The sequence below is a fragment of the Rathayibacter sp. YIM 133350 genome (assembly GCF_037404875.1).
Lineage (GTDB): Bacteria > Actinomycetota > Actinomycetes > Actinomycetales > Microbacteriaceae > Orlajensenia.
This window is the reverse complement of the sequence record NZ_JBBELO010000027.1, coordinates 75,028-90,978: the sequence shown is the minus strand read 5'-3', so window position 1 is coordinate 90,978 and position 15,951 is coordinate 75,028. Positions and strand designations below refer to the sequence as shown.

The window sequence follows — 15,951 nt, the reverse complement described above, 5'->3', positions numbered from 1 at the left end:
TGTAAAGTGTCCAACGTTCACGAGTGGCAGCTGTCGGTACCTGGCCGGCTGCCCGGCAACCCTCCTCTCTCGAGCGGGGTGCCCCAGGGGAAGAACGGGCCCGCGGCATCCGCTTCGGGCAAGTCGAGGGAGGCTCATGCCTCCGTGGAAGGAGCCATCATGGCTGCCGATGATGTTTTCGACCGTCCCGACGATCCGATTTCGCCTGAGCGATCGCCCGCATTCCGCGAGGCCGCCAAGAAGTGGGGCGACATGCCCGAGAGCCGCCGCCGGGACTGGTGCAAGGTGCAACTCGACTTCCCACCGATCTGGTTCGGCGTCGTGCCGATGATCTCCACGGCGCACGCGGTGCAGCGCGGCAGCTATAGCAACATCACCCACTGGGTCGAGGTCGCCCGGAGCTTCGAAGCAATCGGCTTCAGCCCCGACGAGTACTACCTGCTGCGCCTCTGCCTCGACAACATGAATGTCATCGACGCCGAATTGGCGCGCGAGGGCGGCTCGGATCTCATCGTCGAGACCCATGGAAACCGCGGTGGGCCACGTAGGTTTCGACTGATCCCCGAGGGTTGGATGCTGTGGCCGGAACTCGTGCGGTCAGGCATGACGGCGCTTCGGGCGACGCGACTGATCATCGACCGCGGGCGCCAGGTGATCCCTGACGGCATGCTCATCAATCGCGATGGAACCGTGTTGATGAGCACTGGCGACTGAGCGTCCGCGATGAGCAGCCTCTTCAACTACTACGCGCGCGTGCTCGATCGAACGGATGCCTCGCCCGTCATCGTGCATGCACCGCACGGCGGTCGGGCCATTCCGGCCGAGCACCGGGGCGCATTCACAATCGGGGACGCCGAGCTGTCGGCCGAGCTCGATGCCATGACCGACCACTTCACAGATGAGCTCGCGGCATCCGTTGACGGCGTGAGTCATGTCATCAACCGACTGTCGCGGTTCGTCGTCGACGTCGAGCGCTTTCCCGACGAGAGCGAGGAGATGAACGCCGTCGGCATGGGCGTTCTCTACACGCATGGCTCGCGTCGGCAGCGCATCCGCAGCGTGTCGACCGCTGAGCGGGACACGCTGCTCGACTTCTTCGGCGCATATTCAGCCGCGGTAACCGACCTCACCGACCGCGCCCTCGAGCGTCACGGCCGCGTGGTCATCATCGATGTGCACTCGTTCCCGCAGCATCCGTTGCCGTACGAGTTGCATGCCGATGAGCGGCGACCCGAGCTCTGCCTAGGCTTCGATGCGGCGCACGCGCCGGCTGAGACCATCGCGGCGGTGCGGGATGCGTTCGACGGCTGGGATGTCGGGGCGAACGAGCCCTTCCACGGCGCCTACGTGCCGCTGAAGCACTATCAGCGCGACGCCCGGGTGCAGGCCGTGATGCTCGAGATTCGTCGTGACCGATATATGGATGAGGGGTCCGGCCGACGCGGTCGCGCCGCCTTTGACGGGTTGCGGCGGAGCATCCAGGCGTTGGTGAATGAGGTGACGGGGTCTGCGGCTGAGCCCGGGCGGACAAGCAACCGGATCACCACCGATGCGTCGATCACCAGGGACTCATCCGTGGGCACGTGGGACTCGGCGCTCCTCGGCGTCGACGTGATCGGGAAGGGTGTAGATCTCCAGCTCGGTGGAGAGCCGAGCGCGGTGGGAGCAGTAGTCAAGTGCGCGGGACTCCTCTGACCGCTTCAGGCTGAGTGGGCTGCCACAGCGCCTATGCTCGCTCGGAACTCCGGCGCTTCTGACGCTGTCGTGAACTCGACCACTTCGATCGCCTGTTGCTCCAATGCTTGGAGCACCTCGGCAGGCGTGACTCGAAAGAACTCGCGCCGGACATTGACTTTATTCACCCGCTGTTCGGCGAATCGATTGTGCAGGTAGTTTTCGACACCGACCGCGTCGGTCGCGAAGAACAACGCGTGGACATCGAAACGGAACGGCACGGATGCGTCTCCAAGCTCGTTGATTCGATCCATGGGTTCGAGTCGGCGCGTCATGCCGATCTTCACCATGTTCTCGCCGAAGGCGCCGAGATTGGAGATGACGTAGACATGACCCGCGCGAATGTTTGCCGCCCGATAGTCGACATCCTCGATGGCGCGATCGACGTCGGCGAGTTGCGCTTGGATACGTTCGACACCGGCGACGTCACCATTGGCTTCGAGTGCAGCGAGCGTGGCAACGTAGTGAGCACGCTCTTTCGCAAGCCTCTCTTTCTCCTGCCGCAGCTCGGCTTCCGCCCTTTGCTGCTCTCGCAATTCTGCACGACGCTCGCGCTCGAGTTCACGCTCGCGTTGAACCGCAAGGAGGTGAGAATTGGCGAGTTCAAGTTCCTTCAACCGGAGGCGATGGTATTCATCGGTGATCCGCAACTCGATCATGCGGCCGCCGTTCGCGATCTGCTCCGCCGCTTTCGTGAGGCGCGTCTGGGCAGATCGAAGGTTGCCAGCCTTTGTCGTCTTGACCGCGTTCTCGGCTTCTGCGTTATAAGCGCGAAGTAGCACTTTGGTCATGTCGTTCAAGAACTTCTTGCCCTGCGCTTGCGAGTTGTTGAAGAGAAAACTGCCCGCCGTCGTCACCGCATGCTTGTCTCGAACCAAGTTCTTGATTTGAGAGCGAACCGACTCAAGCTCTGTAGCAAGCGAGGCCGACGATTGAGCAGGATGCGCGTAGTCGAACAACCCGACTTCTTGCAGGGTAATTATGTCGGCGACATCCACACGTTCGCGGTTGAGGGCATCCAGCTGAGCCTGGGCCGATGTCAGAAGCCCCTGTACCTGAAATAAGCGACTCTCAATGGCATCGAGGCTTTTTCTTGCCGCCGCTTGCTCATCGGCGATGGCCGTGGAGACATGCGCTCGCTCAGAAGCGAGCTGGCCTTCGATCTCGGCCCTGTAGGAGTCGGCTTCGGCAAAGGCGCGAAGTCCATGCTTATCGATGACAGCTTGTAGCTCAACCACCTTTGCGGTGAGCTCGGCCGCCAGAGAGCGAGCTTCGGCCTTTCCCAACCTCTCGATGGGCTTCGATCTCTCTGGCGTTGGTTCTCTGTGCGGGGGAGTGCGCTCATCGGTCCACTTTTCGCCGTCCCACCACCGCGTGCCTCCAGGCCGCTCTCTATCCGGATACCACCCCGCAGGGGTGGCATTCGCGCTTTTCGGGCGGACTTGATGCGTCCACTGGTTACCATCCCAATATCGCAACGTCGTGGGATCTTCAGGGTTCTCATACCAGCCGGCGACAACGCTCATGGTGTCAACACTCCTCGATCTACCTGCAGATGCTAGCCAAGGCCAGCGAGTCGAGGTAAGACTCCGTACTGGGTAAGCGTCGGCTGCCCGAAGTTGATCAGGGGATCGACCGTGAAGTCAGTTCCGTCCGCTCGCGGGATTCGAAGCTGCCCAATGAAACCGTCTCGGTAGTCGACGTGTTTCAGATGCTCACGAACGATCTCGGCGAATGCGGCTTGTCCGTTTCGAACGACGACAAGTCTGTTGTCGTCGAGAGCGACATCGCTCTGGCGCAGATCCCACAGGATCTCAGCACCATCCGTCTGAGCCGATCGCTCGCCAGCGCATGCTCGATCCCGATCTGGCTCCTCAGCTGCTCGAGGGCAGACCGGATTCGCGCCATCGGCACGCCAGCACGCTTGAACGCGCGTACGATCCATGCCTCGGCGAGTCCTACGAAGGGGACGGTATAACCACGTCCCTGGCGATCAAGCGTTACAAACGGAGGCTTTCGGTTGCCTGCCATCGTCACGTAGCCGGTCGCCCACCGGTTGAAGGTCGACTGGGCGGTGCTGAGCAGCGTGGACGCCTCGTTCTGGGGGTAGATGGGGATGAGAAGCACCTCGTCCACGGTGGCTCTCCTCCCGGTCAGACACAGACTAGCGAAGCTGCCATACGGTGCTCGGCAGCCACTCCCGCGCTCCACATCGATTGTAGAAGTCAGGGGCGACAGACGATGGGCTGAGTGAGCGCCAACAACCGCCCCCACGCACACACCGCATCCCGCGCAGCTGCTCCTCATACGCGCGATACAGTCTCCCCCCCAGCCACCCGCGAGTGGTGCGACGTCCCCCGAGGGCTACCCAAGGTCTAGCGTCAGTCTCTGCTAGCAGCCCGAACGCCCGAGGTCCTCTTCGGGCGCACAGCGAGTGCGATGGCGTGCGCAATCGCCTCCGGGTCCTCGTGCTCCCAAAAACGAAGGGCAGTCCAACTCGCCTCACGCAGAGCCTCGTCAGTTTCGCGGTCACGTTGCATGTTCCGCTGTAGCTTCGGTACCCAGTAGTCCGCGTTGCGCTTGGGCAGCGTCGCGTGCCGTGGGCACCCGTGCCAGAAGCATCCATCGATGAAGATCGCAACCCTCTGCTTCGTGAATACGATGTCGGCTCGACGTCGCCCGCCGATGGGTGCGAAGTCGACGCGATAGCGCAGACCCATGGCGTGGATGCGGCGCCGTACGGCGAGCTCCGGCGATGTGTCCCGCCCGCGGTTCGCGAGCATCGACCGCCGGGACCCCTCGCTACTCGCCCAGGACATACAGGGCACGGTAGTCGCCTCACCGCTGAAAGTCCGCGGGCACCGCTACTTTGGTGGAGACGGGTCAAGGAGCGAGGGGGAACTGGGGATGTCGAAGACGACTGAGGAGTGGACTCCTGATGCTGCGCTCGTGCGCGAGATCGACGAGCAGTTCGAGAGCGCAATCGCCGCGTACTCCGCAAAGCCCACGCTGATCACCGAGCATGCGAATCACGAGGAATCCATTCGGACAGGCGGATACGCGAACCGCACACTTTTAGAGCTCGTTCAGAACGCCGCCGACGCCATGGCGGGTAGCGCGCCGGATGTCGGGCCCGGGCGCGTGGAGATCGTGCTGGACCCCACCACGAGCGTTCTGTACTGCGCGAACTCCGGACGGCCGTTCTCCAAGAGCGGCCTCACCGCCATCACCCACGCTCATCTCAGTGGCAAGCGAGGAGATGAGATCGGTCGTTTCGGACTCGGATTCAAGTCTGTGCTGGCAGTCACCGATTCGCCGCAAGTTCTGAGCCGTTCGGTGTCGTTCGAGTTCAACTCCGTCAAGGCGCAGTCAGCGATCAAGGGGATCGGTTCCGCCGACCGGCGGCTCCCAGCACTCCGAACGGCCACCCTGATCGATGCGAATCGACTTTTCGACGAGGATCCGATCGCGGGCAATCTCGCTGAATGGGCGACCACCATCGTGCGTCTGCCGGGCGTGGAGGATACCGCGAGAATCCGTCGAGAGATGGAGACGTTCACGTCCGAGTTCCTCCTGTTCGTCAGTGCAGTTCGGGAGGTCAGGCTCGCCGTCCTCGGAGATCGAGGATTCGCGACCAGTCACGTGTCAAAGGATCTCGGGGACGGCCGATTCAAGATCGAGCGCCCCGACGGAGCGGGCGACGAATGGCTCATCAATGACCGGATGCATGCGCCCAGCCCGGCAGCTCGACGAGAGGTAGGCGAAGCGGTCTCCCGCAACGAGATCAAAGTCAGCATCGCGATGCCCGTCAGACCCCGCCGAGCCAATCCGGAGGCAGGGGACACCGGTACTCAGATCGGCCAATTCTGGAGCTACTTCCCTCTGCAGGACCGAACATCTGCCACCGCCTTCTTCAACGCACCGTGGAGCGTCAACGACGACCGCACCACTCTGTTGCGCAACGGCTATAACCGTGAGATTCTCGCGACCCTCGCTGACATGTTCGTCGAGCTGCTTCCACGAATCAGCAGCGATCAGGATCCCGCTGCCCATCTCGACTACCTCCCGGCTCGAGGTCGGGAAGCGATCTACTTCGGCGACGAAGTCCTATGCGCACTTGTGCCGCCGCTGGCCGTCGCAGCGGCGCTGATACCCGACGGCAGCGGTGCGCTGCAAAGTCCGGAAGAGCTCAGGCCCCTCGATCTGACATGCGAGTGGAAGATTCCCGAGATTGCCCACGAAGCGTGGATCGCTTCGCCGAACACCAAGAACGATGTGCCGCACTGGCGCTGCTACAGCTCCACCCAGCGGGTCGCGCGACTTCGGCAGTTGTTCGCGGTGAGCGTGAGCGCAGACCGGTTCGACGAGGACAGCCGCGATATGAAGCGCGCGCTCGAGCTCGTACCCAAGCGCGGCATCCAGTCCTGGCTCCGCGAATGGGCAGAGGGGGACGATATCGAATCGGCGGCCAACGCAGTCAAAGTCGTCATGGCGAACCGTGGGGCGGAGGAAGCGGAAAAGGCTCGCGTCATACCGACGATGGACGGACTACGGGCGCTCGCAGACCGATCGCTCGTCTTCCTCTCGAAAGCCGATGACCTGGAGATCGAAGGTGCGGTATTCGTCGCTCCCAAGTTCCTCGAGTATCCGGGCATGGAACGAATCCTTCGCTCCGCCGGATTCCGCGATCTCGACCCCATCGCCATCCTCAACGCCCGCCTCGCGAAACTGACGACCGATCACGGCGCCGAGCAGCAGGCGAAGTTCTGGGATGCTGTGCTAGGCGTCAGCACCCGTGACGCAGTGAGCGCTGTTCGCGCAACGCCGACTGCGCAGGTCTTGGTGCCGACGCAGGATGGCGCTTGGAACTCGCCCCAGCAGGTTCTCGACCTGGACGGTGAATTGCCCGGCGCCGACGGTGGAGTGCTCCTCGATCGACAGAGGTGCGTTCCCGCGCTCGCCCACGAGATCGGAGTCGTCAACTCCCCGCAGCGCGACTATGACTTCGAGGACGAGACTGCTGCTGGCGAGTATCGGGATTGGATTGTCGCGGACCTGAACAGCAGACTCACCCCCGGTGAACGCCCGATCGAGCAGATATCGCTCCACCCGAGCGAAGGCAGCTCTGCCGGCCCATTCTCGGTCCTGATGATCCTTCAGGCCTCAGGCGCAACGGACCAGATCCGCGAGAGCTGGACGCGCGGTCTGCTGGAGTTCGGCGACGCCCCCTGGGACTGCGAGGACACCGCCACCGGAGTCTCATACCGCGTGAAATCGCCGGTTCGATGGGCAGTCGACCGAGCGGGATTGCTTCGGACGTCCCGCGGTTTCCGACCGATCGCCCACGTTGTCGCCCCCTCGCTCGTCGAGTATCGGGATCTGTTGCCGCTCTACGAGGGGCCACGCAGCATCGTTGACACCCTCCGCCTGCCCCAAGACGTGTCGACGATCGCGCCTGAAGTCCTCCGCGACGCGCTCGCGATCGAACTGTTGCCGCCCCAGCTCACGGATTCGGTTCTGGTCCGCTTCATCCTCGAATCCGCTCCTCTTGCTTACCCCGATGGCCATCCCCCACGTGTGCCTGCTCGTGTCGGACGCGTGATCGAATCACGTGCGACGGGGACCGTATACATCGCGGTGGACGAGGAGCAACGCGATTACCTGGCGCAGCACCAACGCCCCTACTTGCGGGCCAGCGACCTTGACGCCGAGCGGCTCGTCGATGAAGTCGGATGCAAGCGATTCGAGGACTCGTTCGCCTTTTCGATGCGAATCGATGGCCAGCAGGACCCGGAGAGGCTGCTCGACGTCTTCACCGGACTCCGAGGGTGGCCCAGCAAGGAAGACCTGGGAAGTGCGACGTTCTCCCGCGCTGAGTCCATCGCGAAATGGGTCACAACCGAGGACGGCGTGGAAACCCAGTCGCTCGACTCATACCGAGACGGCGTGGACTTCGTCGTGGCGACCGGCATCCCGGAGCGAGAATCGTTGCGACTCATCAGCGAAGCATTCGATCTCGGTCTCAATAACGCAGAGATAGAGCGAGTGCTCGAGGTCGGCCTCGCTCAACACCTGGAACTGATCCGGCAGGAGGCGCTGTCGGCAACGACGAACGCAGATCGCCTCGAGGTCTACTTCGGTGCGGACGATCTGCGAGAAAAGCTCCCCAAGGGGCTCTGGCAGGGGTTGGAGGCGCAGGGCCTCGTATCCAAGAGCACATCCGCTGCTGAGCTCTGCCTGTCGGTCTATGGAAAAGACGCCATCCGGGAACTGGCCGATCTTTTCCGGCGAGAAGGATTCCCCGACGTTCCGACGCAGTGGGCAGGAGGCGCGGCGACCATCACCTGGCTGCGAAAGATGGGTTTCGGATCGGAATTCGCCGGACAGCGAACGCAGCGCCAGGCCGCAGAGTTCGTCGTACCGGGTGCAACTGTGCTGCCGGAGCTGCACGACTATCAGTCGCGCATCAGCTCTCAGCTTCGCGCCACGCTGCTCGAGGTCGACGACGCAGATCGTCGCGCCAAAGCCATGGTGGAACTGCCCACAGGCGCCGGTAAGACACGCGTCGCGACGCAAACCCTCCTTCAGCTCTTCATCGACGGCGAGCTGACGGGACCGGTCCTCTGGATCGCTCAATCCCAAGAACTCTGCGAGCAGGCCGTGCAGACCTTCAGTGAGGTTTGGCGCGGTCTCTGCACGGAGCAGCAGATCGACGTACCTCTCACGCTCGGACGGCTCTGGGAGGGCAATGACGTCCAAGAGCCTGACACCGCTCACAGCGTCATCGTCGCAACCGACGCAAAGCTCGAAGTGCTGCTCGGGAGCGCCGAGTACGACTGGCTCAGTCGGCCGGCAGCGGTCGTCATCGACGAAGGCCACGTAGCCGGAACATCGACTCGTTATACACGGATACTCTCGTGGCTCGGAGTGGACGGGCGAAGGTTCGAACGGCCGCTAATAGGTCTGTCCGCGACACCGTTCAAGGGAACCTCCGTGCAGGCGACGGACCAGCTCGCAGCGCGCTTCGGCCGACGGAAACTCGCTGCGTTCGAGGACAATCCGTACCAGGAGCTCGTCATGCGGGGCGTTCTCGCTCGGGTGAAGCATACGGTGCTTCAAGGCGCAGTCGTCCGGCTCTCGGACGACGAGGCGCGAGAGGCGAAGCGCACCAATCGCGTCAGCGGTCAGATTCTGGACCGGGTCGCAGCCGATCACGCCCGCATGGGCATCCTGGTCGACAGCATCATGGAACTGGAGATCGAGCGAGCGCGGTCGGTCCTCGTATTCACACCGAACGTCCTCTCTGCGCAGGTCCTCGCCGCAACGCTCCGGTATCGAGGACTCGAGGCCGCCTCCGTGAGCGGTCAGACCGGTCGGCAGGAACGACGCGACGTGATCAAGCGCTTCAAAGACGGCGAGATTCAGGTGCTCGCCAACTGTGACCTACTGACACAGGGCTTCGACGCGCCAGGCGTCACCGCGCTCTACATCGCTCGTCCCACGTTCAGTCCTAACGCCTACATCCAGATGGCCGGCCGCGGTCTGCGCGGGCCGAGGAACGGCGGGAAGGACGAGTGTCTCATCGTGGATATGGAGGACAACTTCGGTAGCACAGACATCAACAACCTCCTCGGCTTCCGCGAGTACGAAGAGCTGTGGCAGGAGCAGCAGTCGTGATCCTCAACCCTGACCTCCAGGACGTCGAACGCACCGCGCAGAGCGACGCCGAACGCAAGCTGGCGCGACTCCTCCACGCTTTGCCAAGTGCGGACGCAGTCGCGTTCCATTCGGTCAAGCTGCGGACGGCCCCTGGGAAGCAGATGGCCGAGGCCGACTTCGTCATCCTCTGGAAGGGCGTCGCGATCATCGCCGAGGTGAAGGGCGGTGGGGTGAAGAAGTTCGATGGCGCTTGGTACACCATCGACAGGCACGGCGACAACCACAAGTTGAAGTCCTCGCCCATCGATCAAGCCCGAGATGCGATGTTTGCGCTGAGGGAGATCCTCAAAGAAGACGGGCTCGGCTGGTATCCCTCGGAGGCGATCGCCGTTACGCCGGACATCGGACGTCCGCCGACGGACGTCGCATGGAAAGCCACACATTGGCTGGCCAAGGAGTCAATGACCGTCGACGCCTTGACTTCCGCGCTGGACGCAGTGGCCCGTACGGCGCCGATTGCCCCGAGAGGTGCGCCTACGGCCCGTGTCGACGATCTCCGAGAGCGGCTCTTCGGCGAGTTCTCGAGGTTGCCGATCATCGACGCACAGCGAGGCGCCGTGATCGACGAGCAGAACACCGCCACAGCAGAGCAGGCGAGAGTTCTCGCCGGTCTATCGAAGAATCCGCGCGTTCTCGTGTTCGGCGGCGCGGGCACCGGGAAGTCCGTAGTGCTGGCAGAGGCGGCGAAACAGGAGGCGGAGACGGGGAGATCCGTTCTGGTGACCTTCAGGTCTCCCGGTCTTCGGAAGTTCTTCGAGCCGCGCCTGACCGGGCGTGCGATCGAGGTGCGCGAGTTCGATGTGATCGACCCTTCTTCGCAGTTCGACGTGCTGCTCGTGGACGAGGCGCAGGATCTGATGTACCCCGATGCAATGGATGTGCTCGATCAGGTCGTCATAGGCGGTCGAGGGCAGGGACGCTGGAGGATGTTCCTCGACCAGAACAATCAGGCTCACGTCGACGGCCGCTTCGATGATGACGTCTTCGAGATCGTCCGTAGCGAAGGAATCGAGTACGACCTGAGCAAGAACGTCCGCAACACTCGCGCGATCGTCCATATGGTTCAGGAGTACCTAGGCGCCGATGTCGGCGACCCGGGGATCGTGAACGGTGAGCGCATCCAGTGGGAGACCGTACCGGAGGGTGAGTCGCGGGCTCAGGCGATCCGAATCGCGAAGTCCTTCAAGAAGGACGGCGTCAAGGCGGCCGACATCTGGGTTGTTCCGGCGTCCGCGGCCGAGTCGTCGGATGAAGTCGTCGACGGAATCCGGGTTCTCAGTCCCAGGGTCGCGAAGGGACTCGAGGCGGAGCATGTCATCGTCTGCGAGCTTCCGACGGAATACTCGGACTCCGCACTCGCGGCGCTGTATGTCGCGGTGACGCGCGCTCGCGTGACGCTCCATATTGTCTACGCCGACGCCGATCGTCGACGGATGCAGACGCTGGTGCGCAGGGCGGGGGTGACGACATGACGCTCACGCAGGCTCAAGCGCGCGCGTTGGAGCATCTACGCGCGGCCTACGTAGGACCCGAGCAGGGCGAAGATGAGGTGCTCATCGAGAATCGCCCCTCCCTGCAATACGCGGTCGGAATGCTCTTCCCCGCCGACGATGAGGTCGCGGCGCAGGGCAGTGTTGCTGCGGGCGAGAACGACCCGCAGCAACTCGTCATGGCCGACGTCGAAGAAGGCGATGTCGAAGAGGACGATGCGACGAATCCACTCGCCGAGGACTGGCGACCGTCCTCCGCCGCGATCTCCTTCGTCACCGACTCCGAATCCGTTCTCTGCGACTTCTCCGCCGGAACATATGCGCTGATCGAGGATGACGGGCCACAGCGATGGCAGCGCACTGGCCATGAATTCCGGAATATCGAGCTCGCCCGTGGAAGAGCTCAGCTGCGGCAGTTGGACGCCGGCGATGTTCCATTCGAGATCGGCACCCGCTGGCGGCCCTACGGGCCCTCGAACTGGCTCGTCACGCTTCATGTCCGACTTCGGACGAAGACGACAGGCGAGGACAGGACTGATATTCCGCTCATGCTGTTTCAAGTGGATCTGTCGGCACGGCCGGCCGACAGCGCCAGCATTCTCGAGTACGACGTGTCCCGCGCGATCGACGTCGACCCGGAGGCCGCCGAACTGCGCTTGAGGTACCGGAGCCGCAAGGTGTTCGCAGTCGGGCACGGTATGGCCGCGGATTGGGAGACCGACGAGGCGGGCAACTGCCTACGGATCAGGCTCGACCCGGTGCCGCACTTCGTCGTACCGGCCATCGAGCAGACCGGCGGGGACCAGCTCGACGGCCGCGCTCGACCTGCGCTCGATCTCGCACTCCTCGCGACGATCGACTCTGAGCCGGCACCGGTGCTCGAAGCGCTGGGATCGTTCGTCGACTCCTTCTCCGAGTGGGTCGCGAATCAGCGTGCGCAGGCGTCAGATCTCGGTGCGGACGCCGAGTCGATCGCCGATCACGCTGGGATCGCGGCCGCTCGGATGCGACAGGGCGTCGAGCTGCTCGCGGACCCGAAGTCGGCTGTGCTCCGATCAGCGTTCGCGCTCGCGATGTCGGCGATGCGCCTCCAGATGCGCCAAGCCGCTGTCGGTCGCGGCGAGAAGGACCCGGCGCCCGCGTGGCGTCCGTTCCAGCTCGGATTCCTCCTGGTGTCGCTTGCATCGACCGCCGACGAGACACACCCTGACCGGCCACTGGTCGACCTGATCTGGTTCCCGACCGGAGGCGGAAAGACCGAGGCGTATCTGGCGCTCGCCGCGATCGTGATCTTCCTTCGCCGGCTCGAACACGGCTCGACCGGTGGTGGAACGGCGGTGATCACGCGCTACACCCTGCGCCTGCTCACCTCGCAGCAGTTCCAGCGGGCAGCGTCCCTCATCTGTGCGATGGAGCTGCTCCGCGTGGCGGATCAGAGGGTGAAGGGGATGGCGCGATTCTCGATTGGTCTCTGGGTGGGGAACGAAGCGACGCCGGGCACACGTGCCGACGCGAAGTACGCTCTCGACCGGCTCTACAAAGCTCAGCATCCCCAGGATGCGAACGAGTTCCAGATCACGGAGTGCCCTTGGTGCCTGGCTGAGCTTGTCCCGGTCAAGAAGGACGACTCGCGCAGGAGGTACGGCGCCCGTAAGTTGGGCAATGATGTGGTCTTCCGATGCGTGAACCCTGCTTGTGAGTTCTCGCGTCGCGATCTCCCGATGAACGTCGTCGATGAGCTGCTCTATGAGGAACCACCGACCTTCCTGCTGGCCACGGTCGATAAGTTCGCGCGCCTTCAGTTCAAGAGTTCCGCCGGACGACTCCTCGGCATCGGCACGCCCTATCGGAAGCCATCGCTCATCATCCAGGACGAGCTGCACCTTCTGTCCGGTCCGCTCGGCACGACCGTCGCGGTCTTCGACGCCGTGATCCAGCTGCTGCTGAACAGCGCCGACTCCATGCCGAAGATCGTCGCCTCGACCGCAACGATCCGCGCGTCCGGCCCCCAGGTGAAGGGTCTGTACGGCCGGAAGGTGGCGCTCTATCCGCCCGCCGGGATTGACGACGACACCACCTTCTTCGCCAGCCCGGTAGCCAGCGGCGAGGGAAGACTGTACGCGGGGATGATGCCGCAGAGCGTGTCGCAGGCCACCGCTCTCGTCGCCGCGGCCTCTCCGCTGCTCGAGCTGCCAGGCGTCCTGGTTGGCACCGACTGCATAGGCGACCAGATCGACCCTTACTGGACCTTCGTGATGTACCACAACAGCCTTCGGGAGCTGGGACGAACGGGGGCGCTGCTCCTCGACGACATCAACGGCCGACTCGGAACTCGGGCAGACCGCCTCGGGCTTGGGCTGAGGACTGTACGCGCGGACCGTGTGCTGGAGCTGACGAGTCGTCGTGGGCCGGAAGAGCTGCCGAAGGACCTGCGACAGCTCCGAATCAGTGCGGACGACTCCGACGACGCCGTGGACGCGGTGCTGTCGTCGAACATGCTGTCGGTCGGAATCGACGTTCAGCGCCTCGCCCTGATGCTGATGGTCGGACAGCCGAAGACGACGGCGGAGTACATCCAGGCCACGAGCCGAGTCGGTCGCGGATCGGTGAACGGCATCGTGATGACCCTGTTCCGGTCGAACCGTGCACGCGATCGGTCGCATTTCGAGACATTCCGCGGTTACCATGACGCACTGTATAGGAGCGTCGAGCCGACGAGTGTCACGCCTTGGTCCATGTCATCCCGAGATCGCTCGCTGGCCGGCGCGCTGATTGCGCTGCTTCGGCACGCTATACCCGTGATCGCCGGGGACGGCGACGCTGGCGCGTTCGATCTCTCCGAGGACCGCTTTCGAGCCACGGTGGAGGTGCTGATCGAGCGCTTCCTCGACCTGGTCCGGGAGTCAGATGAGGACGAGAAGACCGCAGTCGGCGACCAGGTCTGGCAGCTTCTCCGGGAGTGGGATCGGAAGGCGCGTGAGGCCTGCGACGCCGGGGAACGGCTCCGATACGAGCACCGTCAGGCCGGAGATCGGGCGCTGGTGAAGCGCTTCGGGCAGACGGGCGATGAATGGCTGGTCGCCGACTCGATGCGCTCCGTCGAGCCGAATGTCGCGGTCGAAGTGCAAGAACCCGAGCGGGAGGTGCGCCGTGCAGAAGATCCGTCATGATCTCCGTCTGTCGGAGACGGTGTCCCCGTTCGGCGTCGGTGCGATCGTCGACATCCGGGGAGAGTCGCTCATCGCTCCTGACACCTCGTGGTGGGACCGGAAGGTTGCACCGGAAATCCACTGCGACCGACTGGTCGACCAGCTCGTACAGCTCGGGCGCCCGCGCCCGGTGCTCCGTCAGGCGCCTTCGCACGCCGGGAGGGCCGGGCAAGAGACCGCGAGCCTGCCTTACTGGCGATTCCCGGCATGGCGGTTCTGCGAGCGATGCCTCAAGCTGTCCAAGCTGACGAAGATTGTCAAGGGGCGCTTCCGCAACCGGTGCGACTGCGGCGGAGCACTCGTTCCGATGCGATACGTCGCGGTCTGCAAGACGGGCAGTCACGTCCAGGACGTGCCGTGGTTCATGTGGGCTCACCGCGGACACGACAAGGGGGTGACGGAGGAGGTCCGCGTCTGCCGCGCGTACAAGGAGCTCCGTTTCGTGCGTTCGAACACGAGCGGCGAAGGCCTCGCCTCCCTCCGAGTCGTGTGTGACGGATGCAAGCGTTCGCGCCCCCTGTCTGATCTCGTGGGCGACGGCGCGCTGCATCGAGACGGTATCCGATGCGAAGGCCGCCAACCCTGGGAACCGGAGGACTCGGTGTCCCAGCCGTGCGAAGCGGGCCTTGTCGCTGTCCAGCGTGGAGCAACCGGCAACTACATCGCCGACCGCGTCTCCGCGCTCGACATCCCCGAAGAGAAGACGCTGTCCGAGGATCTGAGCGCAAGGATCCGGGCTCACGACTACTTCCAGCGCCTGCTTGATGACAACGGTGGGCCGAAGTCCGAGATGATCGCCGGTTGGATCGCGGAGGAGGTCGGCGTCGCCGCCGACACGGTCCTGTCTGTCGCCGGAGGAGAAGAGCACTCGGCCGACATCGGGATGCATGTGCTCAAGGACGGCGAGTGGGCTGCATTCGTGAAGAAGATCGCCGGTGGCAAAGATCGGGAACTCAGCGACTTCGTCGTCGACGGTTGGTCCGACGGGTCCATCACTTCCGGGCCGTCCGAGCTTCGCGGTTTGATCGCAGGGATCGGGCAGGTCCACCGTGTCCGTGAGGTGCGCGCTCTCAAAGGCTTCCGTCGACACAGCCCGAGCGCGTCGATCATCAGCGCTGACCTGGGTCAGGACCCGAAACGGCGCCCGGTGTATCCGTCGCTGGAGCTGTTCGGCGAGGGCGTCTTCCTGCAGTTCGATGAGGAGGCGCTTCAGGCGTGGGAGTCCCTTCCAGACGTGCAGGCCCGTGCGCACATCCTCATGGACCGTCGCGATCAGTTGGAGTGGGCTCGCTCGCGTCTCGACGTCCCAGAACCTCGCTTCATAGCGCTGCACACGATCGCTCATCTGCTGATCCGTCGCCTCGCATTCGCCAGCGGCTACTCATCGGCGGCCCTGCAGGAACGGGTCTACGCAAGCACTGACCGCCCTGACAACACGGCGGGCATTCTCATCTACACCGCGGCGGGCGACGCGCAGGGTACTCTAGGTGGTCTTGTCCGTCTCGGCGCACCGGATCTGTTGATCCCCTTGCTCATCGCAGCGCTGGATGATGCCGACGTGTGTTCGAACGACCCGGTGTGCATCGAGAGCGATCGGCAAGGGTCCTCTCAGCTGAATCTCTCGGCTTGTCACGGCTGCGCCCTCGTGAGCGAGACCTCCTGTGAGACAGGCAACCGACTCCTGGATCGGCAACTCGTACTCGGCGGAACCGAGGTGACGGGGCTGCTTGGTGGTGTGCTCCCCGAAGTACGGGCCTCCTTGGGGGCAGATTCATGAGTACGCCGGCGCGCCGGCCAGT

At 63.8% G+C, this 15,951-nt stretch carries 9 protein-coding genes and 1 riboswitch; of the genes, 6 read left to right on the top strand and 3 right to left on the bottom strand.

The window, feature by feature from the left end; genetic code table 11:
* Positions 1–15: 15 nt before the first annotated feature.
* Positions 16–131, top strand: a riboswitch (SAM riboswitch).
* Positions 132–159: 28 nt separating this feature from the next.
* Positions 160–714: a hypothetical protein gene (locus WDJ51_RS08570; protein ID WP_337852030.1), complete on the top strand. Its 555-nt coding sequence runs from the start codon at positions 160–162 to the stop codon at positions 712–714.
* A 9-nt stretch (positions 715–723) separates the two neighbouring features.
* Positions 724–1,695, top strand: a complete 972-nt coding sequence (locus tag WDJ51_RS08565) for an N-formylglutamate amidohydrolase (protein ID WP_337852029.1) — start codon at positions 724–726, stop codon at positions 1,693–1,695.
* Between the two features lie 5 nt (positions 1,696–1,700).
* On the opposite strand, the gene WDJ51_RS08560 is transcribed toward WDJ51_RS08565, so the two are convergent.
* The 3 genes from WDJ51_RS08560 to WDJ51_RS08550 all read right to left on the bottom strand — a co-directional run bounded on the left by WDJ51_RS08560 (position 1,701) and on the right by WDJ51_RS08550 (position 4,553).
* Positions 1,701–3,260 (bottom strand): DUF4041 domain-containing protein, encoded by a 1,560-nt coding sequence (locus WDJ51_RS08560; RefSeq protein ID WP_337852028.1) that lies wholly within the window; start codon positions 3,258–3,260, stop codon positions 1,701–1,703.
* Between the two features lie 181 nt (positions 3,261–3,441).
* The gene (locus tag WDJ51_RS08555) at positions 3,442–3,870 is read right to left on the bottom strand and encodes a hypothetical protein (protein WP_337852027.1); all 429 of its coding nucleotides are present in this window, start codon (positions 3,868–3,870) and stop codon (positions 3,442–3,444) included.
* Between the two features lie 245 nt (positions 3,871–4,115).
* Complete coding sequence (locus WDJ51_RS08550; protein ID WP_337852026.1) at positions 4,116–4,553, bottom strand: very short patch repair endonuclease; 438 nt, start codon at positions 4,551–4,553, stop codon at positions 4,116–4,118.
* A gap of 88 nt (positions 4,554–4,641) precedes the next feature.
* Between WDJ51_RS08550 and WDJ51_RS08545 the strand changes: the two genes are divergently transcribed.
* The 4 genes from WDJ51_RS08545 to WDJ51_RS08530 are packed head-to-tail and all read left to right on the top strand — an operon-like array spanning position 4,642 to position 15,929.
* Positions 4,642–9,411, top strand: a complete 4,770-nt coding sequence (locus tag WDJ51_RS08545; RefSeq protein ID WP_337852025.1) for a sacsin N-terminal ATP-binding-like domain-containing protein — start codon at positions 4,642–4,644, stop codon at positions 9,409–9,411.
* Positions 9,408–10,925, top strand: a complete 1,518-nt coding sequence (locus tag WDJ51_RS08540) for a nuclease-related domain-containing DEAD/DEAH box helicase (protein WP_337852024.1) — start codon at positions 9,408–9,410, stop codon at positions 10,923–10,925. The genes WDJ51_RS08545 and WDJ51_RS08540 overlap by 4 nt, the downstream gene beginning before the upstream one ends.
* Positions 10,922–14,113 carry a helicase-related protein gene (locus WDJ51_RS08535; RefSeq protein ID WP_337852023.1) on the top strand — a complete coding sequence of 1,064 codons (3,192 nt, stop codon included), beginning with the start codon at positions 10,922–10,924 and terminating at the stop codon, positions 14,111–14,113. The genes WDJ51_RS08540 and WDJ51_RS08535 overlap by 4 nt, the downstream gene beginning before the upstream one ends.
* Positions 14,094–15,929 (top strand): DUF1998 domain-containing protein, encoded by a 1,836-nt coding sequence (locus WDJ51_RS08530; protein WP_337852022.1) that lies wholly within the window; start codon positions 14,094–14,096, stop codon positions 15,927–15,929. The genes WDJ51_RS08535 and WDJ51_RS08530 overlap by 20 nt, the downstream gene beginning before the upstream one ends.
* The last annotated feature ends 22 nt before the right edge of the window (positions 15,930–15,951 follow it).

Excerpts from the sequence above, each read along its gene's own strand:
- WDJ51_RS08560 (WP_337852028.1), bottom strand. The coding sequence starts at position 3,260 with ATGAGCGTTGTCGCCGGCTGGTATGAGAACCCTGAAGATCCCACGACG.
- WDJ51_RS08545 (WP_337852025.1), top strand. The coding sequence starts at position 4,642 with ATGTCGAAGACGACTGAGGAGTGGACTCCTGATGCTGCGCTCGTGCGC.
- WDJ51_RS08570 (WP_337852030.1), top strand. The coding sequence starts at position 160 with ATGGCTGCCGATGATGTTTTCGACCGTCCCGACGATCCGATTTCGCCT.
- WDJ51_RS08550 (WP_337852026.1), bottom strand. The coding sequence starts at position 4,553 with ATGTCCTGGGCGAGTAGCGAGGGGTCCCGGCGGTCGATGCTCGCGAAC.
- WDJ51_RS08565 (WP_337852029.1), top strand. The coding sequence starts at position 724 with ATGAGCAGCCTCTTCAACTACTACGCGCGCGTGCTCGATCGAACGGAT.
- WDJ51_RS08535 (WP_337852023.1), top strand. The coding sequence starts at position 10,922 with ATGACGCTCACGCAGGCTCAAGCGCGCGCGTTGGAGCATCTACGCGCG.